The sequence below is a fragment of the Imhoffiella purpurea genome, from assembly GCF_000585215.1.
In the GTDB taxonomy this organism is placed as follows: domain Bacteria; phylum Pseudomonadota; class Gammaproteobacteria; order Chromatiales; family Chromatiaceae; genus Imhoffiella; species Imhoffiella purpurea.
The window spans coordinates 43,958-70,713 of sequence record NZ_AONC01000016.1 but is presented as its reverse complement, the minus strand read 5'-3'; the positions used below and the strand labels follow the sequence as shown (position 1 = coordinate 70,713).

Annotated in this window: 28 protein-coding genes; 11 read left to right on the top strand and 17 right to left on the bottom strand. The window is 65.2% G+C overall.

What is annotated here, in order from left to right; translation table 11 throughout:
* Positions 1 to 1,095 (top strand): hypothetical protein (locus D779_RS06115; RefSeq protein ID WP_232424084.1); only part of this gene is annotated, 1,095 nt, incomplete at its 5' end.
* A gap of 22 nt (positions 1,096 to 1,117) precedes the next feature.
* Here D779_RS06115 and D779_RS06110 read toward each other — a convergent pair.
* The 9 genes from D779_RS06110 to D779_RS06070 all read right to left on the bottom strand — a co-directional run bounded on the left by D779_RS06110 (position 1,118) and on the right by D779_RS06070 (position 9,103).
* Positions 1,118 to 1,408, bottom strand: coding sequence for a DUF167 domain-containing protein (locus D779_RS06110; protein ID WP_043751066.1), 291 nt, complete (start codon positions 1,406 to 1,408; stop codon positions 1,118 to 1,120).
* A 10-nt stretch (positions 1,409 to 1,418) separates the two neighbouring features.
* Positions 1,419 to 1,994 carry a YggT family protein gene (locus D779_RS06105; RefSeq protein WP_043751063.1) on the bottom strand — a complete coding sequence of 192 codons (576 nt, stop codon included), beginning with the start codon at positions 1,992 to 1,994 and terminating at the stop codon, positions 1,419 to 1,421.
* Entirely contained in the window at positions 1,991 to 2,821 is an 831-nt protein-coding gene (gene proC / locus D779_RS06100; protein WP_043751059.1) for a pyrroline-5-carboxylate reductase, read from the bottom strand. The genes D779_RS06105 and proC overlap by 4 nt, the downstream gene beginning before the upstream one ends.
* Before the next feature lie 59 nt (positions 2,822 to 2,880).
* Positions 2,881 to 3,576, bottom strand: a complete 696-nt coding sequence (locus tag D779_RS06095; protein ID WP_269747370.1) for a YggS family pyridoxal phosphate-dependent enzyme — start codon at positions 3,574 to 3,576, stop codon at positions 2,881 to 2,883.
* Positions 3,577 to 3,748: 172 nt separating this feature from the next.
* Positions 3,749 to 4,372, bottom strand: coding sequence for an RdgB/HAM1 family non-canonical purine NTP pyrophosphatase (gene rdgB / locus D779_RS06090; protein WP_043751056.1), 624 nt, complete (start codon positions 4,370 to 4,372; stop codon positions 3,749 to 3,751).
* Between the two features lie 27 nt (positions 4,373 to 4,399).
* Complete coding sequence (gene rph, locus D779_RS06085) at positions 4,400 to 5,122, bottom strand: ribonuclease PH (protein ID WP_043751053.1); 723 nt, start codon at positions 5,120 to 5,122, stop codon at positions 4,400 to 4,402.
* Between the two features lie 67 nt (positions 5,123 to 5,189).
* Positions 5,190 to 5,609, bottom strand: a complete 420-nt coding sequence (locus D779_RS06080) for a putative toxin-antitoxin system toxin component, PIN family (RefSeq protein WP_043751051.1) — start codon at positions 5,607 to 5,609, stop codon at positions 5,190 to 5,192.
* A gap of 2 nt (positions 5,610 to 5,611) precedes the next feature.
* Positions 5,612 to 5,842 (bottom strand): ribbon-helix-helix domain-containing protein, encoded by a 231-nt coding sequence (locus D779_RS06075; protein ID WP_043751048.1) that lies wholly within the window; start codon positions 5,840 to 5,842, stop codon positions 5,612 to 5,614.
* Positions 5,843 to 6,031: 189 nt separating this feature from the next.
* The gene (locus tag D779_RS06070; RefSeq protein ID WP_043751045.1) at positions 6,032 to 9,103 is read right to left on the bottom strand and encodes a type I restriction endonuclease subunit R; all 3,072 of its coding nucleotides are present in this window, start codon (positions 9,101 to 9,103) and stop codon (positions 6,032 to 6,034) included.
* A gap of 140 nt (positions 9,104 to 9,243) precedes the next feature.
* Here D779_RS06070 and D779_RS06065 point away from each other — a divergent pair, with 140 nt between their 5' ends.
* Entirely contained in the window at positions 9,244 to 9,549 is a 306-nt protein-coding gene (locus tag D779_RS06065; RefSeq protein ID WP_043751044.1) for an addiction module antidote protein, read from the top strand.
* 74 nt (positions 9,550 to 9,623) lie between these two features.
* Here D779_RS06065 and D779_RS06060 read toward each other — a convergent pair whose 3' ends face one another.
* The 6 genes from D779_RS06060 to D779_RS06040 all read right to left on the bottom strand — a co-directional run bounded on the left by D779_RS06060 (position 9,624) and on the right by D779_RS06040 (position 14,956).
* Positions 9,624 to 10,742, bottom strand: a complete 1,119-nt coding sequence (locus D779_RS06060) for a restriction endonuclease subunit S (RefSeq protein ID WP_198295674.1) — start codon at positions 10,740 to 10,742, stop codon at positions 9,624 to 9,626.
* A 110-nt stretch (positions 10,743 to 10,852) separates the two neighbouring features.
* The gene (locus D779_RS22130) at positions 10,853 to 10,993 is read right to left on the bottom strand and encodes a hypothetical protein (RefSeq protein ID WP_157726333.1); all 141 of its coding nucleotides are present in this window, start codon (positions 10,991 to 10,993) and stop codon (positions 10,853 to 10,855) included.
* A gap of 24 nt (positions 10,994 to 11,017) precedes the next feature.
* Positions 11,018 to 11,317, bottom strand: a complete 300-nt coding sequence (locus D779_RS06055; RefSeq protein WP_232424083.1) for a type II toxin-antitoxin system HicB family antitoxin — start codon at positions 11,315 to 11,317, stop codon at positions 11,018 to 11,020.
* A gap of 22 nt (positions 11,318 to 11,339) precedes the next feature.
* Positions 11,340 to 11,582: a toxin HicA gene (locus D779_RS06050; protein ID WP_043751033.1), complete on the bottom strand. Its 243-nt coding sequence runs from the start codon at positions 11,580 to 11,582 to the stop codon at positions 11,340 to 11,342.
* A gap of 122 nt (positions 11,583 to 11,704) precedes the next feature.
* Positions 11,705 to 13,882, bottom strand: coding sequence for a type I restriction-modification system subunit M (locus tag D779_RS06045; protein ID WP_043751030.1), 2,178 nt, complete (start codon positions 13,880 to 13,882; stop codon positions 11,705 to 11,707).
* Positions 13,883 to 14,017: 135 nt separating this feature from the next.
* Positions 14,018 to 14,956: a serine/threonine protein kinase gene (locus tag D779_RS06040; protein WP_043751028.1), complete on the bottom strand. Its 939-nt coding sequence runs from the start codon at positions 14,954 to 14,956 to the stop codon at positions 14,018 to 14,020.
* 132 nt (positions 14,957 to 15,088) lie between these two features.
* Here D779_RS06040 and D779_RS06035 point away from each other — a divergent pair, with 132 nt between their 5' ends.
* The 9 genes from D779_RS06035 to D779_RS05995 all read left to right on the top strand — a co-directional run bounded on the left by D779_RS06035 (position 15,089) and on the right by D779_RS05995 (position 24,383).
* Positions 15,089 to 15,955 carry a YicC/YloC family endoribonuclease gene (locus tag D779_RS06035; RefSeq protein WP_043751025.1) on the top strand — a complete coding sequence of 289 codons (867 nt, stop codon included), beginning with the start codon at positions 15,089 to 15,091 and terminating at the stop codon, positions 15,953 to 15,955.
* Between the two features lie 23 nt (positions 15,956 to 15,978).
* The gene (gmk, locus tag D779_RS06030; protein WP_043751096.1) at positions 15,979 to 16,602 is read left to right on the top strand and encodes a guanylate kinase; all 624 of its coding nucleotides are present in this window, start codon (positions 15,979 to 15,981) and stop codon (positions 16,600 to 16,602) included.
* Between the two features lie 24 nt (positions 16,603 to 16,626).
* The gene (rpoZ, locus tag D779_RS06025) at positions 16,627 to 16,935 is read left to right on the top strand and encodes a DNA-directed RNA polymerase subunit omega (protein ID WP_043751022.1); all 309 of its coding nucleotides are present in this window, start codon (positions 16,627 to 16,629) and stop codon (positions 16,933 to 16,935) included.
* Between the two features lie 176 nt (positions 16,936 to 17,111).
* Positions 17,112 to 19,301: a RelA/SpoT family protein gene (locus tag D779_RS06020; RefSeq protein WP_052347879.1), complete on the top strand. Its 2,190-nt coding sequence runs from the start codon at positions 17,112 to 17,114 to the stop codon at positions 19,299 to 19,301.
* A 123-nt stretch (positions 19,302 to 19,424) separates the two neighbouring features.
* Positions 19,425 to 19,847 (top strand): hypothetical protein, encoded by a 423-nt coding sequence (locus D779_RS06015; protein ID WP_052347878.1) that lies wholly within the window; start codon positions 19,425 to 19,427, stop codon positions 19,845 to 19,847.
* Between the two features lie 254 nt (positions 19,848 to 20,101).
* Positions 20,102 to 21,256, top strand: coding sequence for a 5-(carboxyamino)imidazole ribonucleotide synthase (locus D779_RS06010; RefSeq protein WP_043751091.1), 1,155 nt, complete (start codon positions 20,102 to 20,104; stop codon positions 21,254 to 21,256).
* A complete protein-coding gene (purE, locus tag D779_RS06005; RefSeq protein WP_043751017.1) occupies positions 21,253 to 21,777 on the top strand; it encodes a 5-(carboxyamino)imidazole ribonucleotide mutase in 525 nt (174 codons plus the stop codon). Before D779_RS06010 ends, purE begins: the two co-directional genes overlap by 4 nt.
* A 332-nt stretch (positions 21,778 to 22,109) precedes the next feature.
* Positions 22,110 to 23,147: a type IV pilus twitching motility protein PilT gene (locus D779_RS06000; RefSeq protein ID WP_043751014.1), complete on the top strand. Its 1,038-nt coding sequence runs from the start codon at positions 22,110 to 22,112 to the stop codon at positions 23,145 to 23,147.
* Between the two features lie 84 nt (positions 23,148 to 23,231).
* A complete protein-coding gene (locus D779_RS05995; protein WP_043751088.1) occupies positions 23,232 to 24,383 on the top strand; it encodes a PilT/PilU family type 4a pilus ATPase in 1,152 nt (383 codons plus the stop codon).
* Between the two features lie 95 nt (positions 24,384 to 24,478).
* Here the strand turns inward: D779_RS05995 and D779_RS05990 are convergent, their stop codons facing one another.
* Together D779_RS05990 and D779_RS05985 are read right to left on the bottom strand one after the other, a co-directional pair.
* Entirely contained in the window at positions 24,479 to 25,765 is a 1,287-nt protein-coding gene (locus D779_RS05990) for a dihydroorotase (protein ID WP_043751010.1), read from the bottom strand.
* Entirely contained in the window at positions 25,758 to 26,753 is a 996-nt protein-coding gene (locus D779_RS05985) for an aspartate carbamoyltransferase catalytic subunit (protein ID WP_043751007.1), read from the bottom strand. The genes D779_RS05990 and D779_RS05985 overlap by 8 nt, the downstream gene beginning before the upstream one ends.
* Positions 26,754 to 26,756 lie beyond the last annotated feature (3 nt).

The following is a 26,756-nucleotide window of genomic DNA, read 5'->3' as shown; positions in this document are numbered from 1 at the left end:
ATCGATTCGAGTGTTACTGCCAAATCGGGTAGTGTTTTAAATCTCAGTTCGATCGCTCTTGATGGAACGGATCTCTATGCCTATAGCGGTGCAACGCTGAGCACGGCGGTTAATTCCTGGAGTGGTCGAGGCAATAGCGATGCAGCGTATAGACATTTCACTGCCTCTGGATCGGGAAGTCTTCTCGATTTAAGCATGATCGAGACAGTTCGGCGTAATTATGTGGGTACAGCTGCTTTGAGAATTATCGCTAGTGATGGCGGCAAGGTGGATCTTTCGGGTCTTACTCAGCTTAAGGATTATTCCGATGCTCGGGTGGGAGGGAAGATCAGCGTCAGCGCCACCGGTGAGGATAGCCTGGTCGATCTCTCCAAGATCAAGCAACTCAAGAAGACCGATATCACGATTGAGGATACCGCGGGTATCGATCTCGGCAGCCTCGAGTCCTTCAACGACGGCACCATCCGCATGGCTTCCACCGATACGGAGGCCCGCGATCTGCATGTGGCCGATACCTTCAGCCTGGGATCCGGTGCCACGATCGAAGTCGCTGGCAGTACGGCGGCCGTTGTCGTGGGTCCAGGAACCCCGAGCGGTGCGGCGGACGGGTCCCTGACCGTGACGAGCGGAGGTAGCCTTTTCGGTACTGGCTCGATCGTCGGAGATCTCGTGAATTACGGCCTGGTTGGGCCTGGGAATTCGCCAGGAACCCTGATCATCGATGGCGATTACGAGCAGCTTGCGGGCTCGACGTTGCTGATCGAAATTGCAGGGGAGTCCGTGTTCGATACCCTCGACATCGGCGGGCAAGCGTCCATCCTCGGAGGTACGCTCGAGATCAGTTTCCTCGATGGATACCTTCCCAAGGAAGGAGATACCTTCGAGTTCCTGCTAGCCGATGGGGGGGTTAGCGGCAGTTTCGACTCTTTTCTATGCGATAACTGTGGAGCACTGGATTTCTCATTCGACTATGGCTCCAACTATATGAAGTTGATCGCGGGCAGTTCGACTACCGTCCCCTTGCCTGGCGGCATTTGGCTGTTCGGGTCCGCTCTCGGCCTTGCCTTGGCATTGCGCCGACGGCTGGCCAGCTGACAGGATGCTTCCCTGCGTCCGATCAGTTCGGTTCGATCGGGATGGGAAGGCTCTTGGGCTCAGGGATCCTCAGCCGCTTGTAGCGCGCGTGCTCCCCGCCGATGATCTCGATCCGCGAGGGCGCTACGCCGAAGGACTTGGCGACGAAGCGCCGTAGCGCCTCGTTGCCCTTGCCGTCGACCGGGGGCGCCTTGATGCGGACGCGATAATGCTCGCCGCCCGGATCGGGTCCGTCGAAACAGTCCTTGGGCGCGCGCGGCTGGACCCTCAGGGAGAGTTCCAGATCCGTGCCGTTCCAGCGATACCAGCCCATCTCACGCGGCTCAGAAGGGGCTCCTCACCAGCCATTGGAGCGGCGGAATGAGCAGCATGTTGAGCAGCACCAGACCGATCATCACCAGCATGGGCGAGAGGTCGATGCCGCCGATCGGGCGGATCAGACGCTGGGCCGGGCGCATCACCGGGTCGGTGATGCGGTCGAGCAGGGCCACGGCCGGGTTGTAGGGATCTGGATTGACCCAGCTCAGGATGACCCGGATCAGGACCGAGAACAGGAAGATATTGATGAAGAGCTCGACCACGCCCGGGATGGCCCAGCCGAAGGCGCCCAGCGGCGATCGGTCGAGTCCCGCGATCATCGCGATCAGGCCGTATTCGACCGCGATCAGCAGCCAGACCAGCAGCAGGGCGGCGAGATCCAGACCCCCGTAGCCGGGGATGAAGCGCCGCAGCGGACGCAGGACGGGCGAGGTGATCTTGACCACGAACTGCGAGATGGGATTGTAGAAGTCCGCCCGTACCCACTGCAGCAGGAAGCGCAGGGCGACCACGGCGGTATAGAGCCCGAACAGGGTTTGTACGAGAAAGACGAGCGGATCGAGCAGATAGGAGTTCGTCATGCATCCTCCGACAGGGTTCTGGAGAGCTCGGCGGCACGGTCGCAGGCGGCGGTCGCGGCCTTGGCGACCAGGGCGCGCAGATCGGCCTCGTTGAAGACGGCGAGTGCGCGCTCGGTGGTGCCTCCGGGGGAGGTCACCTGTTCGCGCAGCCGGGCCGGTGGATCGTTGCTCTCCATCGCCATCTTGGCCGCGCCCAGGGCCGTCTGAATGGTCAGCAGCCGGGCCGTCTGGGCGTCGAGACCGAGCGCGATGCCGGCCTCCTCCATCGCCTCCATGAAGAGGAAGAAATAGGCCGGGCCGCTCCCCGAGATGGCGGTGACGGCGTCGATTCGGCTCTCCTCCTCGACCCAGCGCACCAGCCCGACCGCGCGCATGATGGTTTCGGCGCGGTTGCGGCCCTCGGCGTCGACCTCGGGGCTGGCGTGCAGCCCGATAGCCCCGGTCTGGAGCATCGCCGGCGTGTTGGGCATGGCGCGCACGACGGCCAGTTCGCCGCCGAACCAGCGCTGCAGGGCGGATTCGGGCACGCCGGCCATGATGGAGAGCACCAGAGGGCGCAGATCGACGAGGACGGGCGCGAGATCGGCGCAGACCTCGGCGGCCATCTGCGGCTTGATGCAGAGCACGACCGTTTCGGCCGCCTCGAGGGCCTCGCGGTTGTCGGCGAAGGCGCGGACCCCGAAGCTGGCCTGGAGCCTGTGACGCCGATCCGGATCGGGATCGGAGACCTGGATGGATTGCGGCGCATAGCCGTCGGCGATCAGGCCGGCGATCAGGCTGGTGGCCATGTTGCCGCCACCGATGAAGGCGATCCTGGCTGTGGACATGTCTACCCCGGATACGTGGATTCGAAGCCTGGCGCCGCACCCGCGCGGCACCCAGGATCTCAATTATACGGACGCGGGCCGAAGACTGCCGTCCCGATGCGGACGTGGGTCGCGCCCTCGAGGACGGCGGCCTCCAGATCGTCCGACATGCCCATCGAGAGATAGTCCAGCGGATGCTCGGCGGAGGCCAGTGCGTCACGCAGCTCGCGCAACCGGCGGAAGGGGATGCGCTGTCCGTCCTCCTCGTCGCAGGGTGCCGGAAGGGTCATGAGACCGCGCACCCGCAGGCGCGGCTGCGCCAGGCAGGCGGCGAGCAGCTCCGCGGCCCGTTTGGGCTCGATGCCCGATTTGCTGTCCTCGCCGCTCAGATTGATCTGCATGCAGACGTTCAGCGGCGGCCTCTCGGGCGGCCGCTGGTCGTTGAGCCGGCGGGCATGGTCTGGGTCGGAGAGACCGTGCACCCAGTCGAAATGGCTCGCGATCTGGCGCGTCTTGTTGGACTGGATGCGGCCGATGAAATGCCACTCGATGTCGAGGTCGGTCAGCTCGGCCATCTTGTCGAGCGCCTCCTGCAGATAGCTCTCGCCGAAGATCCGCTGGCCGGCACAGTAGGCGGCGCGGATGGCCTCGGCCGGCTGCTTCTTGCTCACGGCGATGAGGGCGACGCTGTCGGGTGCGCGTCCGGCGCGCTCGCAGGCGGCCAGAAGCCGATCCTGGACCTGGCCGAGTCTGGTTGGGATATCGTCGATCGTCATTGGATGTCGGTTGCGGGTTCGCTGTCTTGAGCCTCGATCGTTTCTCCGGCCAGCGGCGCTTGGTCCGCACAGCGGACCCTACTCGAAACCAAGGTCCGTAGGGTCCGCTGCGCGGACCTTCGGCGGTTGAGCCGCCGGGCGGTCGAAAGGATGACCAAGGCCCTGTCTTGAGTCAATCGGCCGCCGGGGCGCCTTCCAGGATCCGCTGCAGCGCGCGCAGCGCCTGGCCGCGATGGCTGAGCCGGTTCTTGGTCTCCGGATCCAGCTCGGCGGAGCTGCAGCCGTGGGTCGGGACGAAGAAGACGGGGTCGTAGCCGAACCCGTTCCCGCCTCGGGGCGCGGTGAGGATGCGGCCCTCCCAGGTGCCCTGGCAGATGATGGGGGTCGGATCCTCGGCATGCCGGAGATAGACCAGCAGACACTGGAAGCGTGCGTTGCGTTCCTCCTCGGGACGGCCTTCGAGGTCCTTCAAGAGTTTCTGGAGATTCTCTGCGTCCGAGGCGCCGGGTCCGGCATAGCGGGCCGAATAGATCCCGGGCGCGCCCTTGAGCGCGTCCACCTCGATCCCCGAATCGTCCGCGATGGCCGGCAGGCCGCTGTGACGCGCGGCGTTGCGCGCCTTGAGGATGGCGTTCTCGACGAAGGTGAGTCCGGTCTCCTCGACCTCGGGAACCCCGTGCTCGCCCTGGGGCTGGATGCGGATGCGAGCCCCGGCCAGCAGCTGGCCGATCTCGCGGACCTTGCCGGCATTGTTGCTGGCCAGGACGACGGTTTCGTCCCGATGGGTTTGGCTCATGCGGTCGCTCCTCGCTGGCGGCCCGGGTCAGGACGCGAGACCGAGCGCGGCGCGCTGTGCCGCCTGGATCTCGCGGATGCCGGCGGCGCCGATCTCGAGCAGCGCGTCCAGTTCGGCGCGGCTGAAGGGCACGCCCTCGGCGGTGCCCTGGACCTCGATGAAGCGTCCCTCCCCGTCCATGACCAGATTCATGTCGGTCTCGGCCGAACTGTCCTCGGCATAGTCCAGGTCCAGCACGGGCGTGCCCTCGAAGATGCCGACCGAGACGGCGGCGATCTGGGCCTGGATGGGATCGGTCGCGAGCTCGCCCTTGGCGCGCAGCTGGTCGATGGCGTCGCGCAGCGCGACCCAGGCCCCCGTGATGGAGGCGGTGCGGGTGCCGCCATCGGCCTGGAGCACGTCGCAGTCGAGTGTGATGGTGCGCTCGCCGAGCGCGTTCAGGTCCACGGCGGCGCGCAGCGCGCGGCCGATGAGACGCTGGATCTCCAGAGTGCGTCCGCCCTGCTTGCCCCTGGCCGCCTCGCGCGGGGTGCGCTCGCCGGTCGCGCGCGGAAGCATGCCGTACTCGGCGGTGATCCAACCCTTGCCCTGTCCCTTGAGGAAGGGCGGGACCCGGGCCTCGATGCTGGCGGTGCAGAGCACCCGGGTGTCGCCGAACTCGACCAGGACCGAACCCTCCGCATGGCGGGTGAAGCCACGGGTGAAGCGGAGCGGGCGCAACTGGTCGGGACGGCGTTGAGAGGGTCTCATGAGGCGTGTATCTCCTGTCTGGGTCTTGTCGTGTGCGTGTCGAAGGTTGCCGCCAGCGCGGCTTCGGTCAGTGGCGCCGCAGCACCTCGGCACAAAAGTCGGCCGGGGTCAGAATACGCGCACGTTCCACCGAGCCGCGTTGCAGCAAGCCCGCCCGGCGGTCGCCCGTCACCAGATAATCCGCATCGCCCGCCTGGGCCATGGCGAGTAGAAAGGCATCGTCCGGGTCCTCGGCCTCGAAGCCGCCGGGAAGCTCATCGAGTACCAGGGCACGCTGCAGATTGTTGATCATCAGACCGACTTTCGCGGGCTGCAGGACCGTTTGCAGTTTCGGGTAGCGGCTGGCGCGGCGGATCTCCTCCAGCTGTGCGCTCGAGGTCACGAACTCGAAGCGCGCGGATCGCCATGCCCGATAGATGCGGTCGGGGGAGCCGTGAGGCGAGATCAGGGCGCTGAAAAGGATGTTGGTGTCCAGCACCACGCGCATGACTAGCGTCTGGCCCAGGCGAGTGCCTCGTCGACCATGGCGCCGATATCCTGCTCGGTGGTTTCGGCATTGGCCGCCTTGGCCTCTGCGGCGCTGAGTTCCAGGATATGCGACCGCACCGCCTCCTCGATGAAGCGCGACAGATCCCCTTTGCGTCCCCCGCCCCGGCTCGCCAGGAAGAGACGCAGCGCCTGATCCGTTTCATCCGAGACGGCGACATTCCAACGAGTCATGAGGATTCGGCACCTTGGCTGGGTGTTTGTGTGTTTATACATCTATCGACGAGGCGGAACAATGCTTGTGCCCAACAATGGCAGCACGGTGATCGGCCGCTCCTGAGCGAGGTCGCGCACGGCGATCATGACCGGAATTCATCATTGCTGCCTAAACCTGTTCGAGATCGAGGGGTAGGAGGGCGCCGATCACGACACCTCTTCGCTCTCCCGCACACGGCGGAAGATCTCGCGCGCCAGGTGCTCGTGCGCAGCCGCGCGGAACTCGGCGTCCGTCATCACCCGGGAGAAGATCTCCTCGTTGCCCTCCATGCGGGCGATGAACAGCTCGTCCAGCATCCGTTCCAGATAGGCGGCGAAGTTGGTGAAGTTGTTGGCGCGAGCCGCTTCAGCGATGGTCTCGTCGATTTCCGCCGAGGCCCGAATCTGGTCGAAGAACAGCTGGTCGGCCTCGGTGAAGTCGGTGCCGAAGCGTTCGTTGAGACGGTCGATCAGGCTCGACAGGGCGACCGCCTCGTCTCTGACGCCGCCGGTGCCGACATCGGTCGGTCCCTTCAGGGGATAGGGCTCGCCCCGCGAGAGGTCGATGGAGCCCTCGGTCATCTGCTGGAGCCGGAAGAACCGCAGCGCCACCTCGTCGTCCAGAACGAAGCCCTGCCCGTCGCCGGGCGGCGGGAGTTTGGCCAGCAGGTTGCGCACGAAGGCATAGAGGCGTTCGAGGTCGCTGTCCTGGTAGGGAATGATCTGCGACAGGAAGGCGTAGAGGTTGCGATAGGCCGTGAGCTGGCCGCGGAACTCCTCGCGCGCCTCTTCGTCATGCGCCTGGAAGCGCTCCACGACCGCGTCGAGCACGGCATTCATCAGCCTGTGATCCTTCGCCGAGTGGTCGCGCTTGGCGCGGTACCAGACCTCGGCGAAGGCATCGACGTCCGCCGGCGTGAAGATCGCCCATTCCAGCAGCCGGTGCTGCAGCTCCGAGAGACGATGCGGATCGGCGTTCTCGCCGACCGGCGTCGTCTCGTAGTAGGGCCTGAACGCCTGGTGGATGTCGTCCTCCTCGTTGGCGAAGTCGAGCACGAAGGTGCGCGACTTGCCCGGTGCCGTGCGGTTGAGGCGCGAGAGCGTCTGGACCGCCTGCACGCCGGCGAGGCGCTTCACCACATACATGGTCTGCAGCAACGGCTGGTCGAAGCCGGTCTGGTACTTGTCGGCGACCAGCAGCACCCGGTAGTCGTCGCGCTCGAAGGTCTCTGGCAACGCGGTCTCGGCCAGTCCGCCGTTCATCGCCACCTCGGTGTAGGAGGATCCGGGGTCGTCCGGATCCTCGACCGTGCCCGAGAAGGCCACCAGGGAGCGGATGCCGCCGTAGCCCTGCTCTCCGATGTAGCGGTCGAAGGCGCGCTTGTACCTCACGGCGGCGAGGCGGGAGCCGGTCACCACCATGGCCTTGGCCCGCCCGCCGAGCTCGTGCATCACGGTGAGCCGGAAATGCTCGACGATGACCGAGACGACCTGCTCGATGTTGACCGGATGCAGCTCCAGATAGCGGGTCAGCGCCTTGGCTGCCTTCTTGCGCGGGACGTCCGGGTCCTGCTCGATCTGCTTGATCAGGCCGAAGAAGCGCTTGTAGGTGGTGTAGTTCTGGAGCACATCCAGGATGAAACCCTCCTCGATGGCCTGCCGCATGGAGTAGAGGTGAAAGGGGGCGGTGCCGGACGGACCGGGCTCGTCGAACAGGGCCTTGGTCTTGAATTTCGGCGTGGCCGTGAAGGCGAAGAAGCTCAGGTTCGGCTGCCGGGCGCGTCGGAGCGCATCGCGCAGCACGGCGGCCCTGGCCTCCTCGGACAGCGCCTCGTCCTCCTCCCCCGAGAGCTGGGCGGCGATCGCCGCCTCGATCCCGTCCTGGTTCAGCATGCCTTTGAGCGCCGTCGCGGTCTCGCCGCTCTGGGACGAGTGCGCCTCGTCGACGATGACGGCGAAGCGCCTGCCCGCCGTGTCGATCGTCACGCCGCTGCCGTTCTTTTCCAGCGTCGAGAGCGCCTGGGAGATGAAGGGGAATTTCTGGATGGTCGTGATGACAATGGGCGTGCCCTGCGACAGGGCGCGGGCGAGCTGCTGGGTGTCCTCGTCGATCTTCTCGACCACGCCGGTCTTGTGCTCGAACTGATGGATGGTCGCCTGCAACTGCTGATCGAGCACGCGCCGGTCGGTGACCACGATGACGGAGTGGAACACCTTCTCGTCCTGCGCATCGTGCAGGCTCGCCAGACGGTGCGCGAGCCAGGCGATGGAGTTCGACTTGCCCGATCCGGCCGAGTGCTGGATCAGATAGTTCCGGCCCGCGCCATGGGACTGGGCGTGCGCGACCAGCCGGCGGACCGCGTCGAGCTGGTGATAGCGCGGAAAGATCAGGGTCTCCTTCCTGACCGTGCGCACGCCCTTGTCGGTCTTGACCGGCGTCTCCCTGACCTCCAGGTGCATGAAGCGCTGCAGGATCTCCAGCAGGCTGTCGGCCCGCAGCACCTCGTCCCAGAGGTAGTGGGTCTTCCAGTTCCCCTCCACCGGCGGGTTCCCGGCGCCCTGGTCGTGGCCCCGGTTGAAGGGCAGGAAACGGGTCGCCTTGCCCTCGAGTCGGGTCGTCATCCAGACCTCGTCAGGGTCGACGGCGAAATGCACCAGGGCGCGCTTCTTGAAGGCGAACAGGAGGTCGCGCTCGTCACGCTCGTGCGCGTACTGGCGGATCGCATCGGCGGCGCGCTGCCCGGTCAGCGGGTTCTTCAGCTCCGCAGTGACGACCGGGATGCCATTGACGGCCAGGGTCAGGTCGATGACGCAGCGCTTGTGCCCCCCGCCGGGTTTTTTCATGACCGAGGCGAAGCCGACCTGGCGCGTGATGGTCAGGCGGTTACGGGCGTACTGCTCCGCCGCCTCGGGATTCATGCGGGTGTTCGGCCGGAAATAGGCCATGCGGAAGGTCTTGCCGTAGCACTTGAACCCGTGACGCAGGACGTGCAGTGTGCCCTTGAGCTCCAGTTCCTTGGCCAGATTGTCCAGCACGGTCGAGGTCGTCTTGGGTCCGAGCAGCGCCTCCAGCGCCGCCCATTTGGCCGGCTGGCTGTCCTGCAGAAAGCCGGTGACATCCTCGGGGAAGAGGGCCAGCGATTCCTCGTAGTCCGTCGGCGCGCGCTTCTGGTAACCGCCCGCGCTGGTCAGGTCGGCCTCGATGGCGGTTTCGAAATCGCGCTCCCTGTGTCTGGACATACCGAGTCCCTCGAAGTCTGCTCAGCGAATTGGTGTGCGCCGCTCCATTGAGTGATTTCCAGAAAACAGTTTTCCGTTGGATGCGGTTCGTGCCTCTCCGCATCCTACAATGCTCGGCCTCGATCTTGGAGGATTGAGTCATGACCGAGAAGATCCGCATCGCCGATCTGCCCGAGTTCGACATGACCGAGCATCTGGAGGACGACCAGGCCATCGCCGAGTATCTGACCATCGTGCTGGAGGAGGACGATCCCGCGTTGCTCGCGGCCGCCATCGGCGATATCGCCCGCGCGCGCGGCATGACCGAGATCGCCAAGGCGAGCGGGATCGCGCGTGAGGCGCTCTACAAGGCGCTGCGCGCGGATGCGAAGCCGCGTTTCGATACCATCAACCGGGTGTGTCATGCACTGGGCGTGAAGCTGGTCGCGCAGCCGATCGATGGGTGATGGTTGCGCCGCGCCGGGCAGCCATGCTCGCCTTGGTTTGACGCCATGATCGAGTTCATGCGGTACGCCAAAGGTCAGCGCAGTTCCGCGATCTGGCCGGTGACGGCGGCGGTGATGAGGGCAGAGCGGTACTCCTCAAGCTTTTGTATTGAAAAGCCTATTTTGATGTCTATATTCCCGGTTGCTTCGAGCTCAATATCCAGCTGGGATGCGATCACCGCTTGTTCACGCGGACTCGGCCAAGCAGTCCTCATTGGGTGGATACGGTTCCGATTAACCGTGGGATTCGACGAACCTGTATCAAAGCTGGTTAGGTCGAGAGTATGCAGCAAATACCAAACGAACTTGGGCTCATTCCCGCGAAACTCCCGAACATAAAGAGTGGTGTCGTGAGGCCAAAAGTCGGTTTCTACGTAATGTAGTTTCCCGGCAGAGCCCTTTCTGCCGATCAAAACTCCAGGTCCGGCACATAACGCTGTGTCGTGGAAGTAGTCGATTCCGCCCGAAGAGATGACAGGAAATGGGCCTTCAATCCGTTTGTCCTTCGTAATGTCTACACCACGTTGAAGCTTTATCTTCTGACCTAGGCCGCAGCAGTCCCAATGCGCCGGAATCTCACCGAGCCAGTCGATGCCGGAAGGTTTCATGGGGGCGTCGGGGTTGAGGCCCTTTGTGACCGCACGGGTGATGAGGGCCTGGCGCTTCTCGGCCAGCCGGTCCAGCAGCGCGCGCTTCTTCTCGATCAGCCCGTCGATTTGCGCCGTCTTCTCATCTAGAAACCGCGCGATGCGTCGTTGCGTAGCGAGGGGTGGGAGAGGCGGCGTCCAGTCTTTGATGAACCCCTCGTCGATCCGCTTCTGACCGCCTGCTCCGTACATTTCTGACTCGCCGAGCTTCCGGAAATCGTCCGCTATCGAGATATAAAACAGGAATCGCCGATCGATGTCCGGCCCTGAGCGAACCACATGCAGTTCGGTCGTGCCGAACCCGACGCCATTGGTAAGCCCTTCGGCAATCGCACCTTTCCCGTTTTCGAAGCATGGCGTGATTTTGGCGATACACAGATCGCCCTCGGCGAAGTAGGTGTAGCCATCGTAGACGTCCGCCAGTTCGCGGGTCTCTTCGAGGCGGAGACCACCATACTCACCGACGGCATCCATAGGGACAAAGGACACGCGTTCCTCGGGATCCATGTCCAGGCAAGACTTCTTGGGGTTCAGTCGGACATCCCAGCGAAGACGCCGGCGTGTCCACCCTTCCGGCAAGTTTCCATATGTGGCACGCGCTTTCTGGGCGGCGGTTGTCATTCCTCCAACCCCTTCAACAACCCAGCAATCTCCCCTTCGAGTTGGGCGATGCCTGCCTCGATCTCATCCAGCGGACTCGGCGGTTTGTAGACGTAGAAATGCCGGTTGATCGGGATCTCGTAGCCGATCTTGGTCATGCCAACTCCTTTCATACGCCAGGCTCAAGGCTTCGCAAGCTGGTCGCACACGATCCGGTTCAGGCTGACGTTCGCCTCGGCCGCGCGGATGGCGAGTCGCCGATGCAGCTCCGGTGTGATCCGCACCTGGAATCGCCCCGAATATTCGCGGTCGGCGATGGGCGCGGGCGGCGTTTCGCCAGTCGCTTGCATCTCCGCGACGACGTCGGCAACCAGGCGGGTGATGCCTTCCAGCGCACTGGTCTGGGTGTCGTCCAGATGCGACAGACTCGGGAATTCGGCGCACAGACCGACGAACTCACCGTCTTCGGCGGACCAGATCACGCGATAGGTGTAATGCTTTGGATCAACCATGTTCGAGCCTGTCGATTGCGGCCAGGACTTGTTTGACCTGGCACGGCTTCGCCTTCCCCCCGCGATCTTGGATATTGACCCTGGGATCACCCGGCCAGGGTGTCTTGAAGACCAGATGGCTGCCCGACTGACGCGGGTTGCCAAAGTAGTGCTCACACAGCTTGCGAAGATCCGCGAACCGCAGATTCGCGGGGTTTGCCAGCGCGTCCTGTCGGATCTTCTCAAGGCTGCCCATCAGTGCAGTCTAGTTGCACTATTGATACTGTACAAGCGGGGTGCGGGGGGGATGAGTGCAGCGAGATCCTGCGACACGACATCGGTTGACGACCGGCACGTTGCTCGCCCCCCACTGCCCACTCATGCAATGAGCCCCTTCAGCAGCCCGGCGATCTCTCCTTCGAGCTGGGCGATGTCCGCCTCGATCTCATCCAACGGGCGCGGCGGCTTGTAGACATAGAAATGCCGGTTGATCGGGATCTCGTAGCCGACCTTGGTCTTGTCGTAGTCCACCCAGGCGTCGGGTACGTGGGGCAGCACCTCGCGCGCCATGTAGGCGTCGATCTCGTCGCGGAAGGCGGCGACCAGCCGGTCGTTGGGCTTGTCCGGGCCGAAGTCCATCGGCAGGGGGAGCGTGGTACCGGGCGGGAGCGGGATGTTCTCGGTGTCGCGCAGTTCGGTATCGGGCTCGGGGCGCCCCTTGCCGTCGCGGCAGATCGCCGCAATCGGGTCGCGCTCGCCGAGGGCGGCGAAGATGGCCTTCTTGATCGGGGCCGGGAGCTTGAGGTCTACCCTCTTCGCGGCCTGCATCAGGTCGGCCTCGAACGCCGCGCGGTCCATGTAGCATCCCCGTCCTTCGAGCGTCGCGAGCAGGTTGCGGATGGCCTCCTGCAACTTCCGCCCCTCTTCGATCTCGCGTTCGGCCTGTGCCTTGTCCTTCCGCTTCTTCGAGGTCGCCAGATTGGCGAAGGCGGTCTGGTCGTCGAGTCTGGCGATGCGCTCCTGGGTGGCCTCGAAGTTCATGCGCAGGGGGCGTTCGACCGTGACCTTGAGGAACCCGAATTCGCGGTTCTCGAAGATGCGGGAGACGACGCGGGTCTCGGTCTGTCCGTCGATCTGGACCTCGGCCGTCTCGCCGTCCCGGTCGTGGCCGTAGAGGCGTGTCAGGTGGCGGATCTGCTCCTCGGTGATCTCGTTGCGCTTGTTGTTGAGGCTCTTTCGCATCTTCTGGAAGAAGCGGGTGCCGTCGATCAGCTGCACCTTGCCGCGCCGCTCGGGCGGCTTGCGGTTCGTCACCAGCCAGACGTAGGTGAAGATGCCGGTGTTGTAGAAGAGCTGGTCGGGTAGTGCGACGATGGCGTCGAGCCAGTCGTTCTCGATGATCCAGCGTCGGATGTTGGACGGCCCCGACCCGGCGTCGCCGGAGAAGAGCGGCGAGCCGTTGAAGACGACGGCGATCTTGGAGCCGGGCCGGTCCTCGTCACCCTCGGCGTAGGGGTGCATCTTGGCGATCATGTGCTGGAGGAACAGCAGCGAGCCGTCGTTGATCGCCGGCAGCCCGGCGCCGAAGCGGCCCGCGAAGCCCTGTTTCTTGTGCTCTTCCTTGACGAACTTTTCCTGATCCTTCCATTCGACGCCGAAGGGCGGGTTGGCCATCAGGTAGTGGAAGCGCTCGCCCTCGAAGCCGTCGCGGGTCTTGCCGTCGCCCAGGGTATCGCCGAGGACGATGTTGGCGGTGTCCTCGTCCTTGATGAGCATGTCGGAGCAGCAGATGGCCCAGGACTCGTCGTTGTATTCCTGGCCGTGGAGCGCGAGCCGGGCGCGGTCGTTCTGGGAGAGGATCAGCTTCTCGGACTCGGAGAGCATGCCGCCGGTGCCGCAGGCGGGATCGTAGATGGTGCGGTAGATGCCGGGCCTGTAGACGTCCTGCTCGCCGGTGTAGATGAGGTTGGCCATGAGGCGGATGACCTCGCGCGGCGTGAAGTGGTCTCCGGCCTCTTCGTTGGCCTGCTCGTTGAAGCGCATCACCAGATGCTCGAACAGATAGCCCATCTGGAGGTTGTCGACCCGGCCGGGGTGCAGATCGAGCTCGGCCATGGCCTTGACGATGGTGAAGAGTCGGTTGCTGGCGTCCAGCTTCTCGATCTGGTCCGCGAACTTGAAGCGCTCGAAGATGCGCCGCGCGGTCGGCGAGAAACCGTTGATGTAGGCGACCAGATTGGGCGCGATGTTCTCGGCGTCGCCGAGCAGACGTGCGAAGGTGTAGCGGCTGGTGTTGTAGAGGGGGTGCTTGCGGTTCGGATCGGCGGCCTTGCCGAGCAGCCGCTCCATGGCGGCCTCGGGCATCCGTCTCGCTTCCAAGGCGTCTCGCTGCTCGAGAACGGCGTCCTTGGTCGGCTCGAGGACGCAGTCGAGCCGCCGCAGTACGACCATGGGGAGCATGACCAGGCGATATTGCGGCGGTCTGTAGGGTCCCCTGAGCCGGTTTGCGATCTCCCAGATCTTTCCTTTCAGTTCTTCGTGCGCCTGAATGTTCACTGATGTCTTCGTTGTCGATGTCGTCGTCGCCATGCGCCAGCGCATGACCAGGAGTCTGTCCGATCGATCGGGCCGCCAAGCCCGATCGGCCTTTAGTTTAGGGCGGGGGGCGATTCCAGGGATGTGAGCCGTCGGTCACCGCCGACGGCTGTCGCCCTCGATTTCGGCGCTCGCTTCCGTCATGCGGCTGAGCTGGGAATCCTCGAGATGCGGGGTCAGGACCTCGAGCAGTTCGGCGGCGTCCTGGGGGCGCTGGGCCGCGTCCATGGACAGGGACCAGTCGACGGCCTCGAGCAGGAAATCCGGATAGCGGTCACTCAGTGCCTCCTTGGCCGGGACCACCTTGTCCTCCTTCTGGCGCTCGGGCGCCGGCTGCGGGGTGCGTCCCTCCATGCAGGTCCGGATGCTGGCGCCCACCGCGTAGACGTCGGTCCAGGGGCCGACCTGCCCGGCCCGGAAGTACTGCTCGACCGGGGAATAGCCGGCGGTGATCACCTGGCCTCCACGCGAGCGTCCGCGGTGCAGGGGGTGCACGGCACCCAGGTCCAGCAGCAGGGGCTGGTTGCCGTGGCGCAGATGGATGTTGCCCGGCTTGACGTCGAGATGCAGCATGGAACGCCGGTGCAGCAGTGCCAGGGCGTCGAGGATGGGCACGAAGACGTCGAGGATGAAGGTGGTGCTGAGTCCGCCCTTGCGCTCGTGCAGATAGGTGCCCAGATTGCGGCCGCGCTCGTTGGGCATCACCAGATAGCCGGTGTCGTTGGCGAGGATGAAGGCCAGGACCCGCACGATGTTGGGATGCTGCAGCGAGGCCAGCGCCTTGACCTCCTGAAAGAACAACTTGCGCCCGTGATGCAGGTTTTCTGTATAGTCGGGGCTGATGGGTACGATGCGTTGCTCCGGGTCGCGCTTGGCGATCTTCTTCGGCATGTACTCCTTGATCACCACCTCCTCGCCGTTGTCCTCGTCCGTGGCCAGATAGATGAGGCTGAAACCGCCCTTGGCGATCGGCTTGAGGATCCGGTAGGTGCCGACCCGGGTGCCGGAGGGCAATGTTTCTCTTGCGGCTGCCATGATCTAAGGATTCGGCTCCGGTTCCGGGCGGACGATGACTTGATTCAGCCGGTATAATAGACCGATCCTATGCGGTCTTTCCGCCGCATTCTGCGTAGGCGCCCTCACCGCCCCCAAGAGATACCCCTCGACATGATCAAGAGCATGACGGCCTTCGCCCGTGAGTCCCGGACTTGCGACTTCGGTGAACTGACCTGGGAGATCCGTACGGTCAATCACAGGTATCTCGAGCCGCACATCCGTCTGCCGGAGGAGCTGCGCGCGCTCGACGTCGCGGTGCGCGCCCGGCTCGGCACACGTCTCCAGCGCGGCAAGGTCGATTGCTCGCTGCGCTTTACCCCGTCGGTCGGATCCGTGGGGTCGCTGCGAATCAACAGGCCCTTCGTCGAGCAGCTGCTGGAGGCCGGGCACGAGGTTGGGATGATGATCGGCCGGGGGGCCGAGCCCTCACCCTTCGAGGTGCTGCGCTGGCCGGGCGTCATCCAGGAGCAGGAGGCGGATCTGGACAGCCTGACCGAGACGGCGATGGGGCTTCTGGACGTCGCGATCGCGACGCTGCTCGAGACGCGCGAGCGCGAGGGCGCCCGGCTGGAGCAATTGCTGCGCGATCGCTGCGACCGTCTTCAGGAATCGGTTCAGCGGGTGCGCTCCAGGATGCCCGAGGTGCTTGCCGGGGTCAGAAAGCGCTTGGCCGAGCGCCTGGCCGAGTTGCAGACCGAGCTGGATCCCATCCGTCTGGAGCAGGAGATCGCCCTGCTGGCGGCCAAGCTCGACGTCGACGAGGAGATGGACCGGCTGGAGGCCCATGCGGCCGAGGTCAGGGACGTGCTCACCCGCAGCGAGCCGGTCGGGCGACGCCTGGATTTCCTGATGCAGGAGCTCAATCGCGAGGCCAATACGCTGGGCTCCAAGTCGGCGGACGTGGCCGTGACCCGCGAGGCCGTGGAGATGAAGGTCCTGATCGAGCAGATGCGCGAGCAGGTTCAGAATCTGGAATGAGTGAGGCGAGAGACGAGGCGGCAATGGCTCGAGGCATTCTCTTCATCCTGTCGGCACCCTCGGGCGCCGGCAAGACCAGCCTGGTCAAGGCATTGCTCGAGCGCGATCCCGCCCTGACCTTATCCGTATCCTGCACCACGCGGGCAGCCCGGCCCGGTGAAAGTGACGGCGTGCATTACCATTTCCTGGACCGGGAGCGCTTTCGCAGCGAGATCGCCGCCGGTGTCTTCCTCGAGCATGCGGAGGTCTTCGGCAACCTCTACGGCACCCGCGAGCCGGATGTGCGCGACTGTCTCGAATGCGGCCAGGATCTGGTGCTCGAGATCGACTGGCAGGGCGCCCGCCAGGTCAGGCAACGCTTCGAGGATGCGGTGAGCGTCTTCGTCCTGCCCCCGTCGGTCGAGGAGCTGGAGCGCCGGCTGCGGGGACGGGGTACGGATGCCGACGAGGTGATCGCGCGACGCATGCAGCAGGCGCACGACGAGATGCTGCATTACGCCGAATACGATTATCTGGTCGTCAACGATCGCTTCGAGACCGCGCTCGATGCGCTCGCGGCGATCGCCACGGCCGAGCGGCTGCGCCTGGGCCAGCAGAGACCACGTCTGGCGCCGCTGTTGGATCCGCTGGACCGACGACCGAATTGAAGATTTTGATCTGAGGAAACGAGAATGGCGAGAATTACGGTCGAGGATTGCCTCAACCATGTGGACAACCGGTTCAATCTGGTGCTTTTGGCGACCAAGCGCGCGCGTCAGCTGGCCAACGGCGTCGAGCCGACCCTGGCCTGGGAGAACGACAAGCCGACGGTGATGGCCCTGCGCGAGATCGCCGCCGGGAACATCTCCAATGCCATGGTTCAGGAGGCGCAGCGCGAGATGGACGAGACCGCCGCGGCCCTGGAGCAGGCGCTGGCCGAGGAACTCTCCGCTGATGCGGGAAAACAGCAGCCCGAGCCGCCGCGGGACGCCAAGGAATAGCGTCGCCAGCGATGTGCGATCGCCGATCGTGGAACATACCGTTCCGCGCCTGGGTTCTGCATCGCCATGACGCGCGTCCTTGGAGCTGAGATCGAAAGGGTAATCTCGAGATGTCGACGGCCGCTATCTCCTCGTCCATGGGGCTAGAGCCCCAGACCGAGACTGCGGCCTCCGAAATGTCTCCCAAGCCTTCGAAGGCGACACAGATCTCGGACGGGCGCTATCTGGTCAGCGATCTCTGCGCCTATCTGGAGGGCTATCTGCCTCCGGATCAGGTCGCCGAGTGCTATCGCGCCTATCTGTTCGGCGCCGAGGCCCACGAGGGCCAGAAGCGCAAGTCGGGCGAGCCCTACATCTACCATCCGCTCGCGGTGGCGCGCATCCTGGCCGAGATGCGCATGGACCACAAGTGTCTGATCGCCGCCCTGCTGCACGACGTCATCGAGGACACCCAGATCCCCAAGGAGGAGGTCGCGGCCACCTTCGGGGACGATGTCGCCGAACTCGTCGACGGGGTCAGCAAGCTCACCCAGATCGACTTCAAATCGCGTGCCGAGGCCCAGGCGGCCAGTCTGCAGAAGATGCTGCTGGCGATGACCCGCGATATCCGGGTGATCCTCATCAAGCTCGCCGACCGGCTGCACAACATGCGCACCCTCGACGCCATGAGCGCCGAGGCCTGCCGGCGCATCTCGCGCGAGACCCTGGACATCTTCGCCCCGATCGCCAATCGGCTCGGGATCAACTGGATCCGGGTCGAGCTGGAGGATCTGGCCTTCGCCCACTACTGGCCGTGGCGCCGGCAGGTGATCCAGCGTGCGGTGCAGAGGACCTCGGGTGCTCGGATCGAGATGGTCTCAATGGTGGAGACGGCACTCAAGCGCGCCCTGCTGCAGGAGGACATCCAGGGCGCGGTCGAGGGGCGCCGCAAGCACTTCTACGGCATCTACCGCAAGATGCGCGACAAGTCGCGCGGTTTCTCCGAACTGCTGGACGTCTTCGCCTTCCGCGTGACGGTCGATCGGGTCGACACCTGCTATCGGGTTCTGGGTCTGGTGCACAATCTCTACAAGCCCGTGCCGGGCCGGTTCAAGGACTATGTGGCCATTCCCAAGGCCAATGGCTACCAGGCGCTCCACACCGCGCTGGTCGGTCCGCAGGGGATTCAGATCGAGATCCAGATCCGCACCGAGGACATGCATCGCGTCGCGGAATCCGGGATCGCCGCGCACTGGATGTACAAGAATGGCGGCCAGGCCGGCTCGAATCCGGCGGCGCTGGCGGCCGACTGGCTGCAGAATCTCCTGGAGATGCAGCGCGAGGCGGGGAATTCGGTCGAGTTCCTGGAGCATGTCAAGGTCGACCTCTTCCCGGACGAGGTCTACCTCTTCACGCCCAAGGGGCGCATCCTGTCGCTCAAGCGCGGGGCGACGGCGGTCGACTTCGCCTATGCCATCCACTCGGATGTCGGCAACAGCTGCGTCGCGGCCCGCATCGACCGCCGCATGGCCCCGCTGAGCACCACATTGCGCAACGGACAGACGGTCGAGATCATCACCGCCCCGGGCGCCCGCCCCAATCCGGGCTGGCTCAATTTCGTGGTGACCGCCAAGGCGCGAGTCAACATCCGCGGCCATCTCAAGAACATCAAGCTGCGCGAGGCCCGGGCCTTCGGGCGGCGTCTGCTGAATGCCGAACTGGCCCTCTTCAACAACGATATCGACCGGGTCGATGCGATCCGGCTGGCGGCCTATCTGGAAGAGGCCAAGCTCAAGGACGTCGACGATCTCTTCGCCGAGATCGGACTCGGCAACCGCTTGGCGGCGCTGGTGGCTCGGCGTCTGATCGACGCCGAGTCCGAGGATCCCGCCGGCGAGTCGGGCATCGGCGAGTCCGGAGCCGACAAGGATCTGCATCCGCACCGCCTGGCGATTCGCGGCACCGAGGGGATGGTGGTGAGCTTCGCCCGCTGCTGCCGTCCGATTCCCGGAGACGATATCACCGCGCTCTTCAGTCCCGGCCGGGGCATCGTGGTCCACCGCAGCGAATGCCGCAACCTCGGCGGTCTCGAGGGCAAGAAGGACAAGCTGCTGCACATCGAGTGGTCCAGCGAGCCCGAGGGCGAGTTTCCCACCGAGATCCGGGTCGAGACCGGCAATCGGCGCGGTGCGCTGGCCGTCGTGGCGGGCGCCATCGCCGAGCAGGGGTCCAATATCGAGAACGTCCAGTCGCGCGAGAAGGACGGCATGACCACGGATCTGGAGTTCCTCATCCTGGTGCGCAGCCGCGCCCATCTGGCCTGCATCATCCGTCGTCTCAGACGGGTTCCCCTGGTCACCCGCATCACCCGCGTCACCCGATCCTGAGCGGTTGCATCCGCGCTCGTCAGACGCCACCTCCTACCCAGGCCCGAAACCATCGCGCCAGCGGCGCAGGAGTCCTGTCTGGTGGAACGCACGACCGAATTCACGCTCGACGAGCGCCGTTCCATGACCCGGCGCACCATGGATCTGCTCGACGACTGGGGGCTGGCGGCCAGCGACGTCGCAAGGATCCTGGAGCTGCCCCAGTCGATCAAAACCAGACACGTGGGGCGGTTCCGCGACGACGAGCCCTTTCCCGACGATCCCCGGGTGAACCGGCGCGTCGCCTATCTGTCGCGGATCCAGGAGGCGCTGCTCACCTATTTTCCGCGCAATCCCGAGATGCGCCGTCTCTGGATCCGACGGGGCAACAAGCGGTTCGGGAAACGCGCCCCGGTCGCACTCATGGTCGAGGACGGCGAGAGCGGGATGATATCGGTGCTGTCCCATCTGGACTGCACCTTCGCCTGGGATCTCACCGGTTCCAAGGCCGAATACGGCCGTTCCGGCTCGACGGCCCCTCAATCCGCCGGGATCGATACCCCATAGAGTGCTAAAGTAGCGCCGTCGTCCGCGAGAGCCGATTCCCCTACGGGATCGGCTCCCGGACGCGACGCGCTCGCGCCATCCAGGGCTCGCCGATCGCGATCTCCAGGCGGGCCGCCCCCCAGTGCCATGCGAGGCCGGAAAGGGCTTCGTCCTCCACACAGGCGATCCGGACCATCATGGTCTGGAACCTGTTGCATTGGCTCCGTCCGATCTCGGGGCTTCCCAATTTCTCTCATAACGCAGATGATTGCGCCATGGACGTATTCCCTTTACCTCTTGCCCGTATCGGCATCATCGGTGGCGGTCAGCTCGGTCGCATGATGGCCAAGGCCGCCAAGCGGCTGGGTTGCACCTGCGTGGTGCTGGATCCGACTCCCGGCTCGCCCGCCAGCCAGGTCGCCGGTCATCAGATCATCGGCGACTACCATGATCCGGCGAAGCTGCGCGAGCTTGCCGAGCTCTGCGACGTCACCACCTTCGATATCGAGGACATCGATACCGAGACATTGCTCCAGCTCGAGCGCGAGGGGCACAGATTCCATCCCTCGCCCAAGGTGCTGGCGCTGATCCAGGACAAGCTGACCCAGAAGCAGGCGCTCGCCGACGCGGGCATCTCGACCGCGCCCTTCGTCGCCATGCCCGAGCCGAGCCCGGAGGCATTCGCCGAGTTCGGCTATCCGCTGGTTCAGAAGGCGCGCCGGGGCGGCTACGACGGCCGCGGCGTCTCCATCATGAAGTCGGCCGAGGACTACAGGGCACATCTGCCCGTGCCCTCGCTGCTGGAACGCTTCGTTCCGGCCGCTAAGGAGCTGGCGGTGGTGGTCGCCCGCGGTCTGGACGGCGAGTGCCGCTGCTATCCGGTGGTCGAGATGTGCTTCCGACCCGGCGAGAACGTGCTCGAGATGCTGCTGGCGCCTGCCGATGTTTCGCAGGCGACCGCCGATGCGGCGATCGAACTCGCCGTGCGAACGGTCGAGATGCTCGACGGCGTCGGGATCTTCGGCGTGGAGATGTTCCTTACCGAGAGCGGCGAGCTGCTGGTCAACGAGGTGGCGCCCCGAACCCACAACTCGGGCCATCACACCATCGAGGCCAACGTCACCGACCAGTTCGAGCAGCATCTGCGCGCTGTGGTGGGGCTGCCGCTCGGGATCACGGATCAGCTGTCGCCAGCGGCCATGATCAATCTGCTGGGCGCGCCCGGCCATCGTGGCCGTCCGACCATCAAGGGCTTGAACGAGGCGCTGGCCATCCCGGGCGTCTGCCTGCATCTCTACGGCAAGGCGGCCACCTCCCCCTATCGCAAGATGGGGCATGTGACGGTGCTCGATCCGGATATCGAGAGCGCCAAGCGCAAGGCCAAACGTGTTCGCGACCTGATCGAGATCTCCGGAGAGGATCACCCATGAGTCAATCATCGACCCAGCATCCACCCCAGGTCGGCATCATCATGGGCAGCGACTCCGACCTTCCGGTCATGCGGGAGGCGGCCGCCGTCCTCGACGACTTCGGCCTTTCATACGAGATGACCATCGTCTCGGCTCACCGCACGCCGAGGCGTCTCTACGACTATGCCGAGACGGCCGTGGAGCGCGGGCTGCGGGTGATCGTCGCCGGTGCCGGCGGCGCGGCCCACTTGCCGGGCATGGCGGCGGCCATCACCCCGCTGCCGGTGATCGGCGTTCCGGTGAAGACCTCCGCCCTGTCGGGCGAGGACTCGCTCCTCTCGATCGTCCAGATGCCGGCCGGGGTCCCCGTCGCCACCGTGGCCATCAACGGCGCCAAGAACGCCGGCATCCTGGCCGCCCAGATCATCGGTGCCTCCGACGCGGCCGTGCGCGAGCGGATCGCCCGCTACAAGCGCGATCTCGAGTCGATGGTGATGGAGAAGGTCGCTCGCCTGGAGCGGGAGCAAGCGGCCGGGGACTGAGCCTGGTTTCGGCCCGGACGGCCCCTCCCCGGCCGTCCGGATGCGCTCGCGGTGCGGATCCTCGGATCGTGTGCGGCGACGGATGAAACGGCGTCGAGATCTGTGAACTGATCCTCTGTGACGGCACCCGGGTTTCGGGCTAGGCTTGCTGGCGGGATCTCGCGTCGAAATCTATCCCAGGATCCCGGCAAGAGCGGCCGGCCAGCGGGCCGACTCCAGCACGCCGGAAGCTGCCCTCCGGACGCCGGCCGCTCTCGATAGAGGTCGATCCCGCCTACCACCGGTCCGGGGTCATGCTCTCGCCTTCGGGCTGGCCATTGATGGAGTGATACGTGGACATCGCCGAACTACTCGCATTCAGCGTCAAGAACAACGCCTCGGACCTGCATCTGTCGGCTGGCTTGCCTCCGATGATCCGGGTCGACGGAGACATGCGCCGGATCAACGTCCCCGCGCTGGAGCACCGCTCGGTCCACTCGCTTGTCTACGACATCATGAACGACAAGCAGCGCAAGGACTACGAGGAGTTCCTCGAGACCGACTTCTCGTTCGAGATCCCGGGCGTGGCGCGGTTCCGCGTCAACGCCTTCAATCAGAAGCGGGGCGCGGGCGCCGTCTTCCGAACCATCCCCTCCAAGGTGCTGACGCTCGAGGATCTCAAGGCGCCCGCCATCTTCAAGGACATCATCAACGTCCCGCGCGGTCTCATCCTGGTCACCGGACCGACCGGTTCGGGCAAGTCGACGACGCTGGCCGCGATGGTCGACCATCTCAACGACCACGAGTACGCGCACATCCTCACCATCGAGGATCCGATCGAGTTCGTGCACACCAGCAAGAAATGTCTGGTGAACCAGCGCGAGGTCCATCGCGATACCCTGGGATTCAGCGAGGCGCTGCGTTCCGCCCTGCGCCAGGACCCGGACATCATCCTGGTGGGCGAGATGCGCGACCTGGAGACGATCCGTCTGGCCCTGACCGCCTCGGAGACGGGGCACTTGGTTTTCGGCACGCTGCACACCACCTCTGCCGCCAAGACCATCGACCGTATCATCGACGTCTTCCCCGCGGCCGAGAAGGACATGGTCCGCGCCATGCTGTCGGAGTCGCTGCGGGCGGTCGTCTCGCAGACCCTGATGAAGAAGATCGGCGGCGGACGGGTCGCGGCCCACGAAATCATGATCGGGACGCCCGCGATTCGCAACCTGATCCGCGAGGCCAAGGTGGCCCAGATGTATTCGGCCATTCAGACGGGCCAGGCACACGGCATGCAAACCCTGGATCAGAATCTCAAGGATCTCATCCAGAAGGGGCTGGTCTCGCGCAAGGATGCCCGCACCAAGGCACAGAACAAGGAAGACTTCGTGTGATCGTCTCCCGGCGGCGACATTCCTGCCGGCGAATCTGACGCCCGGTCGAGGCCGGGCGTCGTCTATCCATGAGCGAGGATGGCGATGGATTTCAAGCGAGCGCTGGAGCAACTCCTGGGTGCTCTGGTCGAGAAGAGAGGTTCCGACCTCTTCATCACCGCCGGCTGGCCGCCCAGCATCAAGATCGACGGGGCCATCTATCCGGCCGCCAAGCAGGCGCTGACGGCCGACAATGCGCGCTCCATGGTCATGGAGATCATGAACGAGCGCCAGCGTGCGGAATTCGATGACACCAAGGAGTGCCAGTTCGCGCTCGATCGCGCCCCTCTGGGCCGTTTCCGCGTCAGCGCCTTCGTGCAGCGGGATGCCGTGGGTATGGTGCTGCGGCGCATCGAGACCCGCATCCCGACCATGGAGGAGCTCAAGCTGCCCTCGGTGCTGCGCGACCTGGCCATGACCAAGCGCGGTCTGGTCATCTTCGTCGGCGCCACCGGCACGGGCAAGTCGACCTCGCTGGCGGCCCTGGTCGGATATCGCAACCGCCACAGCTCGGGCCACATCATCACCATCGAGGACCCGATCGAATATGTCCACGAACACGATGGCTGCATCATCACCCAGCGCGAGGTCGGGGTGGACACCGAGTCTTTCGAGGTGGCCCTGCGCAACACCTTGCGTCAGGCCCCCGACGTCATCCTGATCGGCGAGATCCGTACCCGGGCGACCATGGAGTACGCCATCACCTTCGCCGAGACCGGCCATCTGGTGCTCGCCACGCTCCATGCCAACAACGCCAACCAGGCGCTGGACCGGGTGATCAATTTCTTCCCCGAGGAGTCGCGCAACCAGATGCTCATGGACCTTTCCCTCAACCTCAAGGGGATCGTCGCCCAGCAGCTGGCGCCGCGCAAGAGCGGTCAGGGACGCCGCGCGGTGATCGAGGTGCTGCTCAATACACCGCTGGCGGCGGACCTCATTCGCATGGGCGAGGTGCACAAGCTCAAGGACCTGATGAAGCGCTCCGGCGAGCAGGGCATGGTCACCTTCGACCAGGCGCTCTTCAACCTCTATCAGGAAGACGAGATCACCTACGAGGACGCCCTGCGCTATGCCGACTCGGCCAACGAGGTGCGGCTCATGATCAAGCTCCAGGGCGGAACCGCCCAGCGTGCAGCCACCGACCGCTCGATCGACGGCATCACCCTGGTCGAGGACGAGGAGCCGAATCGGATGTGAGTGTCAGAGGCCGTAAAGCCGCCTTCGGGAGCGGCTTTACGGTGTAGGGCGCAATAGCGAAAGCGTATTGCGCCGTATGGCTGGCGACGACCCGATCATCGCTCGAAGACGATCCGCCCGCCGTGCAGGGTCCAGCTCACCCGTCCGCGCATCTCCTGCTCGTTGAACGGGGTGTGCAGTCCATGGCTGACGAGGGTGGCGGGACTCACCACCCAGGTCGCCTCGGGATCGAAGACGCAGACGTCCGCCGGGCTACCCGGTGCGATGCGTCCGAGATCGCGGCCGAGCACGCTCGCCGGTCCCTGGGTCAGTCGCCCGATCAGGGTCGACAGGTCCATCACCCCCTCCTCCACCAGCCTCAGGGCCAGGGGCAGCAAGGTCTCCAGCGCCGAGATGCCGGGTGCCGTCTCCGGGAAAGGCGCGAGCTTGGCGTCGGCGTCGTGTGGCTGGTGGTCCGAGCAGATGGCCGAGATCTCGCCCGAGGCGACCGCGGCGCGCAATGCCTCGCGGTCGGCGCGGGTGCGCAGCGGCGGAATCAGATGGCAGTTGGCGTCGAAGCACTCCAGATCCTCCTCGGTGAGGAAGAGCTGGTGCATGCTGACGTCGGCCGTGACCTGGACGCCGCGCCGACGTGCCTCGGTCAGCATGGCCACACCTCGCGCCGTCGAGAGACCGCGGAAATGGATACGGGCCCCGGTCTGCTCGGCCAGGGCCAGATCCCGCGCGACCGCGACCGTCTCGGCCGCCTCCGGAATTCCCGGAAGTCCGAGCCGCGTGCTCACCAGACCCTCGTGGGCACAGCCCTCCTCGCTCAGCGCGGCGTCCTGGGGATGCAGGAAGAGGGTGAGCCCGAAGGTCGTCGCATACTCCATGGCGCGCCGCTGCACCTGGGTGCTGCGGATCGGGCGGTCGGCCTGGCTCAGGACCGGACAACCGGCCTGCTTGAGCGCGGCCATCTCGGTGATCTTGACCCCCTCCAGCCCTTGGGTGGCGGCCCCGGCCGGCAGCACCCGGGCGAAGCCGTGACGCTCGGCGGTCTGGTAGACCAGTTGCGCCACCGCCGGGGTGTCGATCACCGGCAGGGTGTCGGGCGGACAGCAGAGCGTGGTGATGCCCGAGGCCGCGGCGGCCCGGGTCTCGCTGGCGATGGTCGCCTTGTGCTCGTGGCCGGGCTCGCGCAGCCGGGCGCAGAGGTCGACGAATCCTGGACAGATGAGTCGGCCGCGCGCGTCGAGCGTGAGTTCCGGCTGGAAGCCCGAGGGTGCGGCTCCGATCGCCAGCACCTCGCCGTCGGCGATGTGCAGGTCCGTCTCGCCGTCGAGGCCGCTGGCGGGGTCGATCAGCCGTCCGTTGCGGATACTGATACGTGGGCCGTTAGCCATCGGCGTCTCCTGCGGGCTGGATCTTGAGGTTCTGGGTGCCGATACACATGGACATGACCGCCATGCGCACGGCGATGCCGTTGCTGACCTGCTCGAGGATCACCGAGCGCGGACCGTCGGCGACCTGCGAATCCATCTCGACCCCGCGGTTGATGGGGCCCGGATGCATCACCAGGGCGTCCGGCTGGGCGGTCGAGAGACGCTCCTCGGTGAGACCGAAGAGCTGGAAATATTCGTGCTCGCTGGGAAGCAGGGCACTGTTCATGCGCTCGCGCTGGATGCGCAGCATGATGACGACGTCGACGTCGCGCACACCCTCGCGCAGATCGTGATAGGCGCGCACGCCGAAGGACTCCTCGATGCTGTTGGGCATGAGGGTGCCGGGCGCGATGACCCGGACCTCGGGCACGCCCAAGGTCTTGAGGGCCAGGATCTGGGAGCGGGCGACGCGCGAATGCATGATGTCGCCGACGATGGCGACCCGCAGCCGGCTGAGGTCCTGCTTGTGCCGGCGGATGGTGAACATATCGAGCATCGCCTGGGTCGGATGCGCGTGACGTCCGTCCCCGGCGTTGATGACGCTGACGTGCGGGTGGGCGTGGGCGGCGATGAAATGGGCCGCACCGCTGGTCGCGTGACGCACCACGAACATGTCGACGTGCATGGCCTCCAGGTTGCGCAGGGTGTCCAGCAGCGTCTCGCCCTTGGCCGTGGCCGAGGTCGAGATGTTGAGATTCAGCACGTCGGCCGAGAGCCGCTTGGCGGCCAGCTCGAAGGTGGTGCGGGTGCGGGTGCTGGTCTCGAAGAAGAGGTTGGCGACGACCTTGCCCCGGCACAGGGGCACCTTCTTGACCGCCTGCTGGGCGACGCCGAGGAAGCCCTCCGCCTGGTCCAGGATCTCGGTCAGCAGGTCTCTGCTCAGACCCTCGATGGTGAGGAAGTGCTTGAGATTGCCCTGCGTGTCGAGCTGCGGATTCTGTTTGCTCATCGA

Coding starts and splice junctions, on each gene's coding strand:
- D779_RS06110 (WP_043751066.1), bottom strand. CDS start 1,408: ATGGGCTGGTATCGCTGGAACGGCACGGATCTGGAACTCTCCCTGAGG.
- D779_RS06105 (WP_043751063.1), bottom strand. CDS start 1,994: ATGACGAACTCCTATCTGCTCGATCCGCTCGTCTTTCTCGTACAAACC.
- proC (WP_043751059.1), bottom strand. CDS start 2,821: ATGTCCACAGCCAGGATCGCCTTCATCGGTGGCGGCAACATGGCCACC.
- D779_RS06095 (WP_269747370.1), bottom strand. CDS start 3,576: ATGACGATCGACGATATCCCAACCAGACTCGGCCAGGTCCAGGATCGG.
- rdgB (WP_043751056.1), bottom strand. CDS start 4,372: ATGAGCCAAACCCATCGGGACGAAACCGTCGTCCTGGCCAGCAACAAT.
- rph (WP_043751053.1), bottom strand. CDS start 5,122: ATGAGACCCTCTCAACGCCGTCCCGACCAGTTGCGCCCGCTCCGCTTC.
- D779_RS06080 (WP_043751051.1), bottom strand. CDS start 5,609: ATGCGCGTGGTGCTGGACACCAACATCCTTTTCAGCGCCCTGATCTCG.
- D779_RS06075 (WP_043751048.1), bottom strand. CDS start 5,842: ATGACTCGTTGGAATGTCGCCGTCTCGGATGAAACGGATCAGGCGCTG.
- D779_RS06070 (WP_043751045.1), bottom strand. CDS start 9,103: ATGTCCAGACACAGGGAGCGCGATTTCGAAACCGCCATCGAGGCCGAC.
- D779_RS06065 (WP_043751044.1), top strand. CDS start 9,244: ATGACCGAGAAGATCCGCATCGCCGATCTGCCCGAGTTCGACATGACC.
- D779_RS06060 (WP_198295674.1), bottom strand. CDS start 10,742: ATGGATCCCGAGGAACGCGTGTCCTTTGTCCCTATGGATGCCGTCGGT.
- D779_RS22130 (WP_157726333.1), bottom strand. CDS start 10,993: ATGACCAAGATCGGCTACGAGATCCCGATCAACCGGCATTTCTACGTC.
- D779_RS06050 (WP_043751033.1), bottom strand. CDS start 11,582: ATGGGCAGCCTTGAGAAGATCCGACAGGACGCGCTGGCAAACCCCGCG.
- D779_RS06040 (WP_043751028.1), bottom strand. CDS start 14,956: ATGGCAGCCGCAAGAGAAACATTGCCCTCCGGCACCCGGGTCGGCACC.
- D779_RS06035 (WP_043751025.1), top strand. CDS start 15,089: ATGATCAAGAGCATGACGGCCTTCGCCCGTGAGTCCCGGACTTGCGAC.
- gmk (WP_043751096.1), top strand. CDS start 15,979: ATGGCTCGAGGCATTCTCTTCATCCTGTCGGCACCCTCGGGCGCCGGC.
- rpoZ (WP_043751022.1), top strand. CDS start 16,627: ATGGCGAGAATTACGGTCGAGGATTGCCTCAACCATGTGGACAACCGG.
- D779_RS06020 (WP_052347879.1), top strand. CDS start 17,112: ATGTCTCCCAAGCCTTCGAAGGCGACACAGATCTCGGACGGGCGCTAT.
- D779_RS06015 (WP_052347878.1), top strand. CDS start 19,425: ATGACCCGGCGCACCATGGATCTGCTCGACGACTGGGGGCTGGCGGCC.
- D779_RS06010 (WP_043751091.1), top strand. CDS start 20,102: ATGGACGTATTCCCTTTACCTCTTGCCCGTATCGGCATCATCGGTGGC.
- purE (WP_043751017.1), top strand. CDS start 21,253: ATGAGTCAATCATCGACCCAGCATCCACCCCAGGTCGGCATCATCATG.
- D779_RS05995 (WP_043751088.1), top strand. CDS start 23,232: ATGGATTTCAAGCGAGCGCTGGAGCAACTCCTGGGTGCTCTGGTCGAG.
- D779_RS05990 (WP_043751010.1), bottom strand. CDS start 25,765: ATGGCTAACGGCCCACGTATCAGTATCCGCAACGGACGGCTGATCGAC.
- D779_RS05985 (WP_043751007.1), bottom strand. CDS start 26,753: ATGAGCAAACAGAATCCGCAGCTCGACACGCAGGGCAATCTCAAGCAC.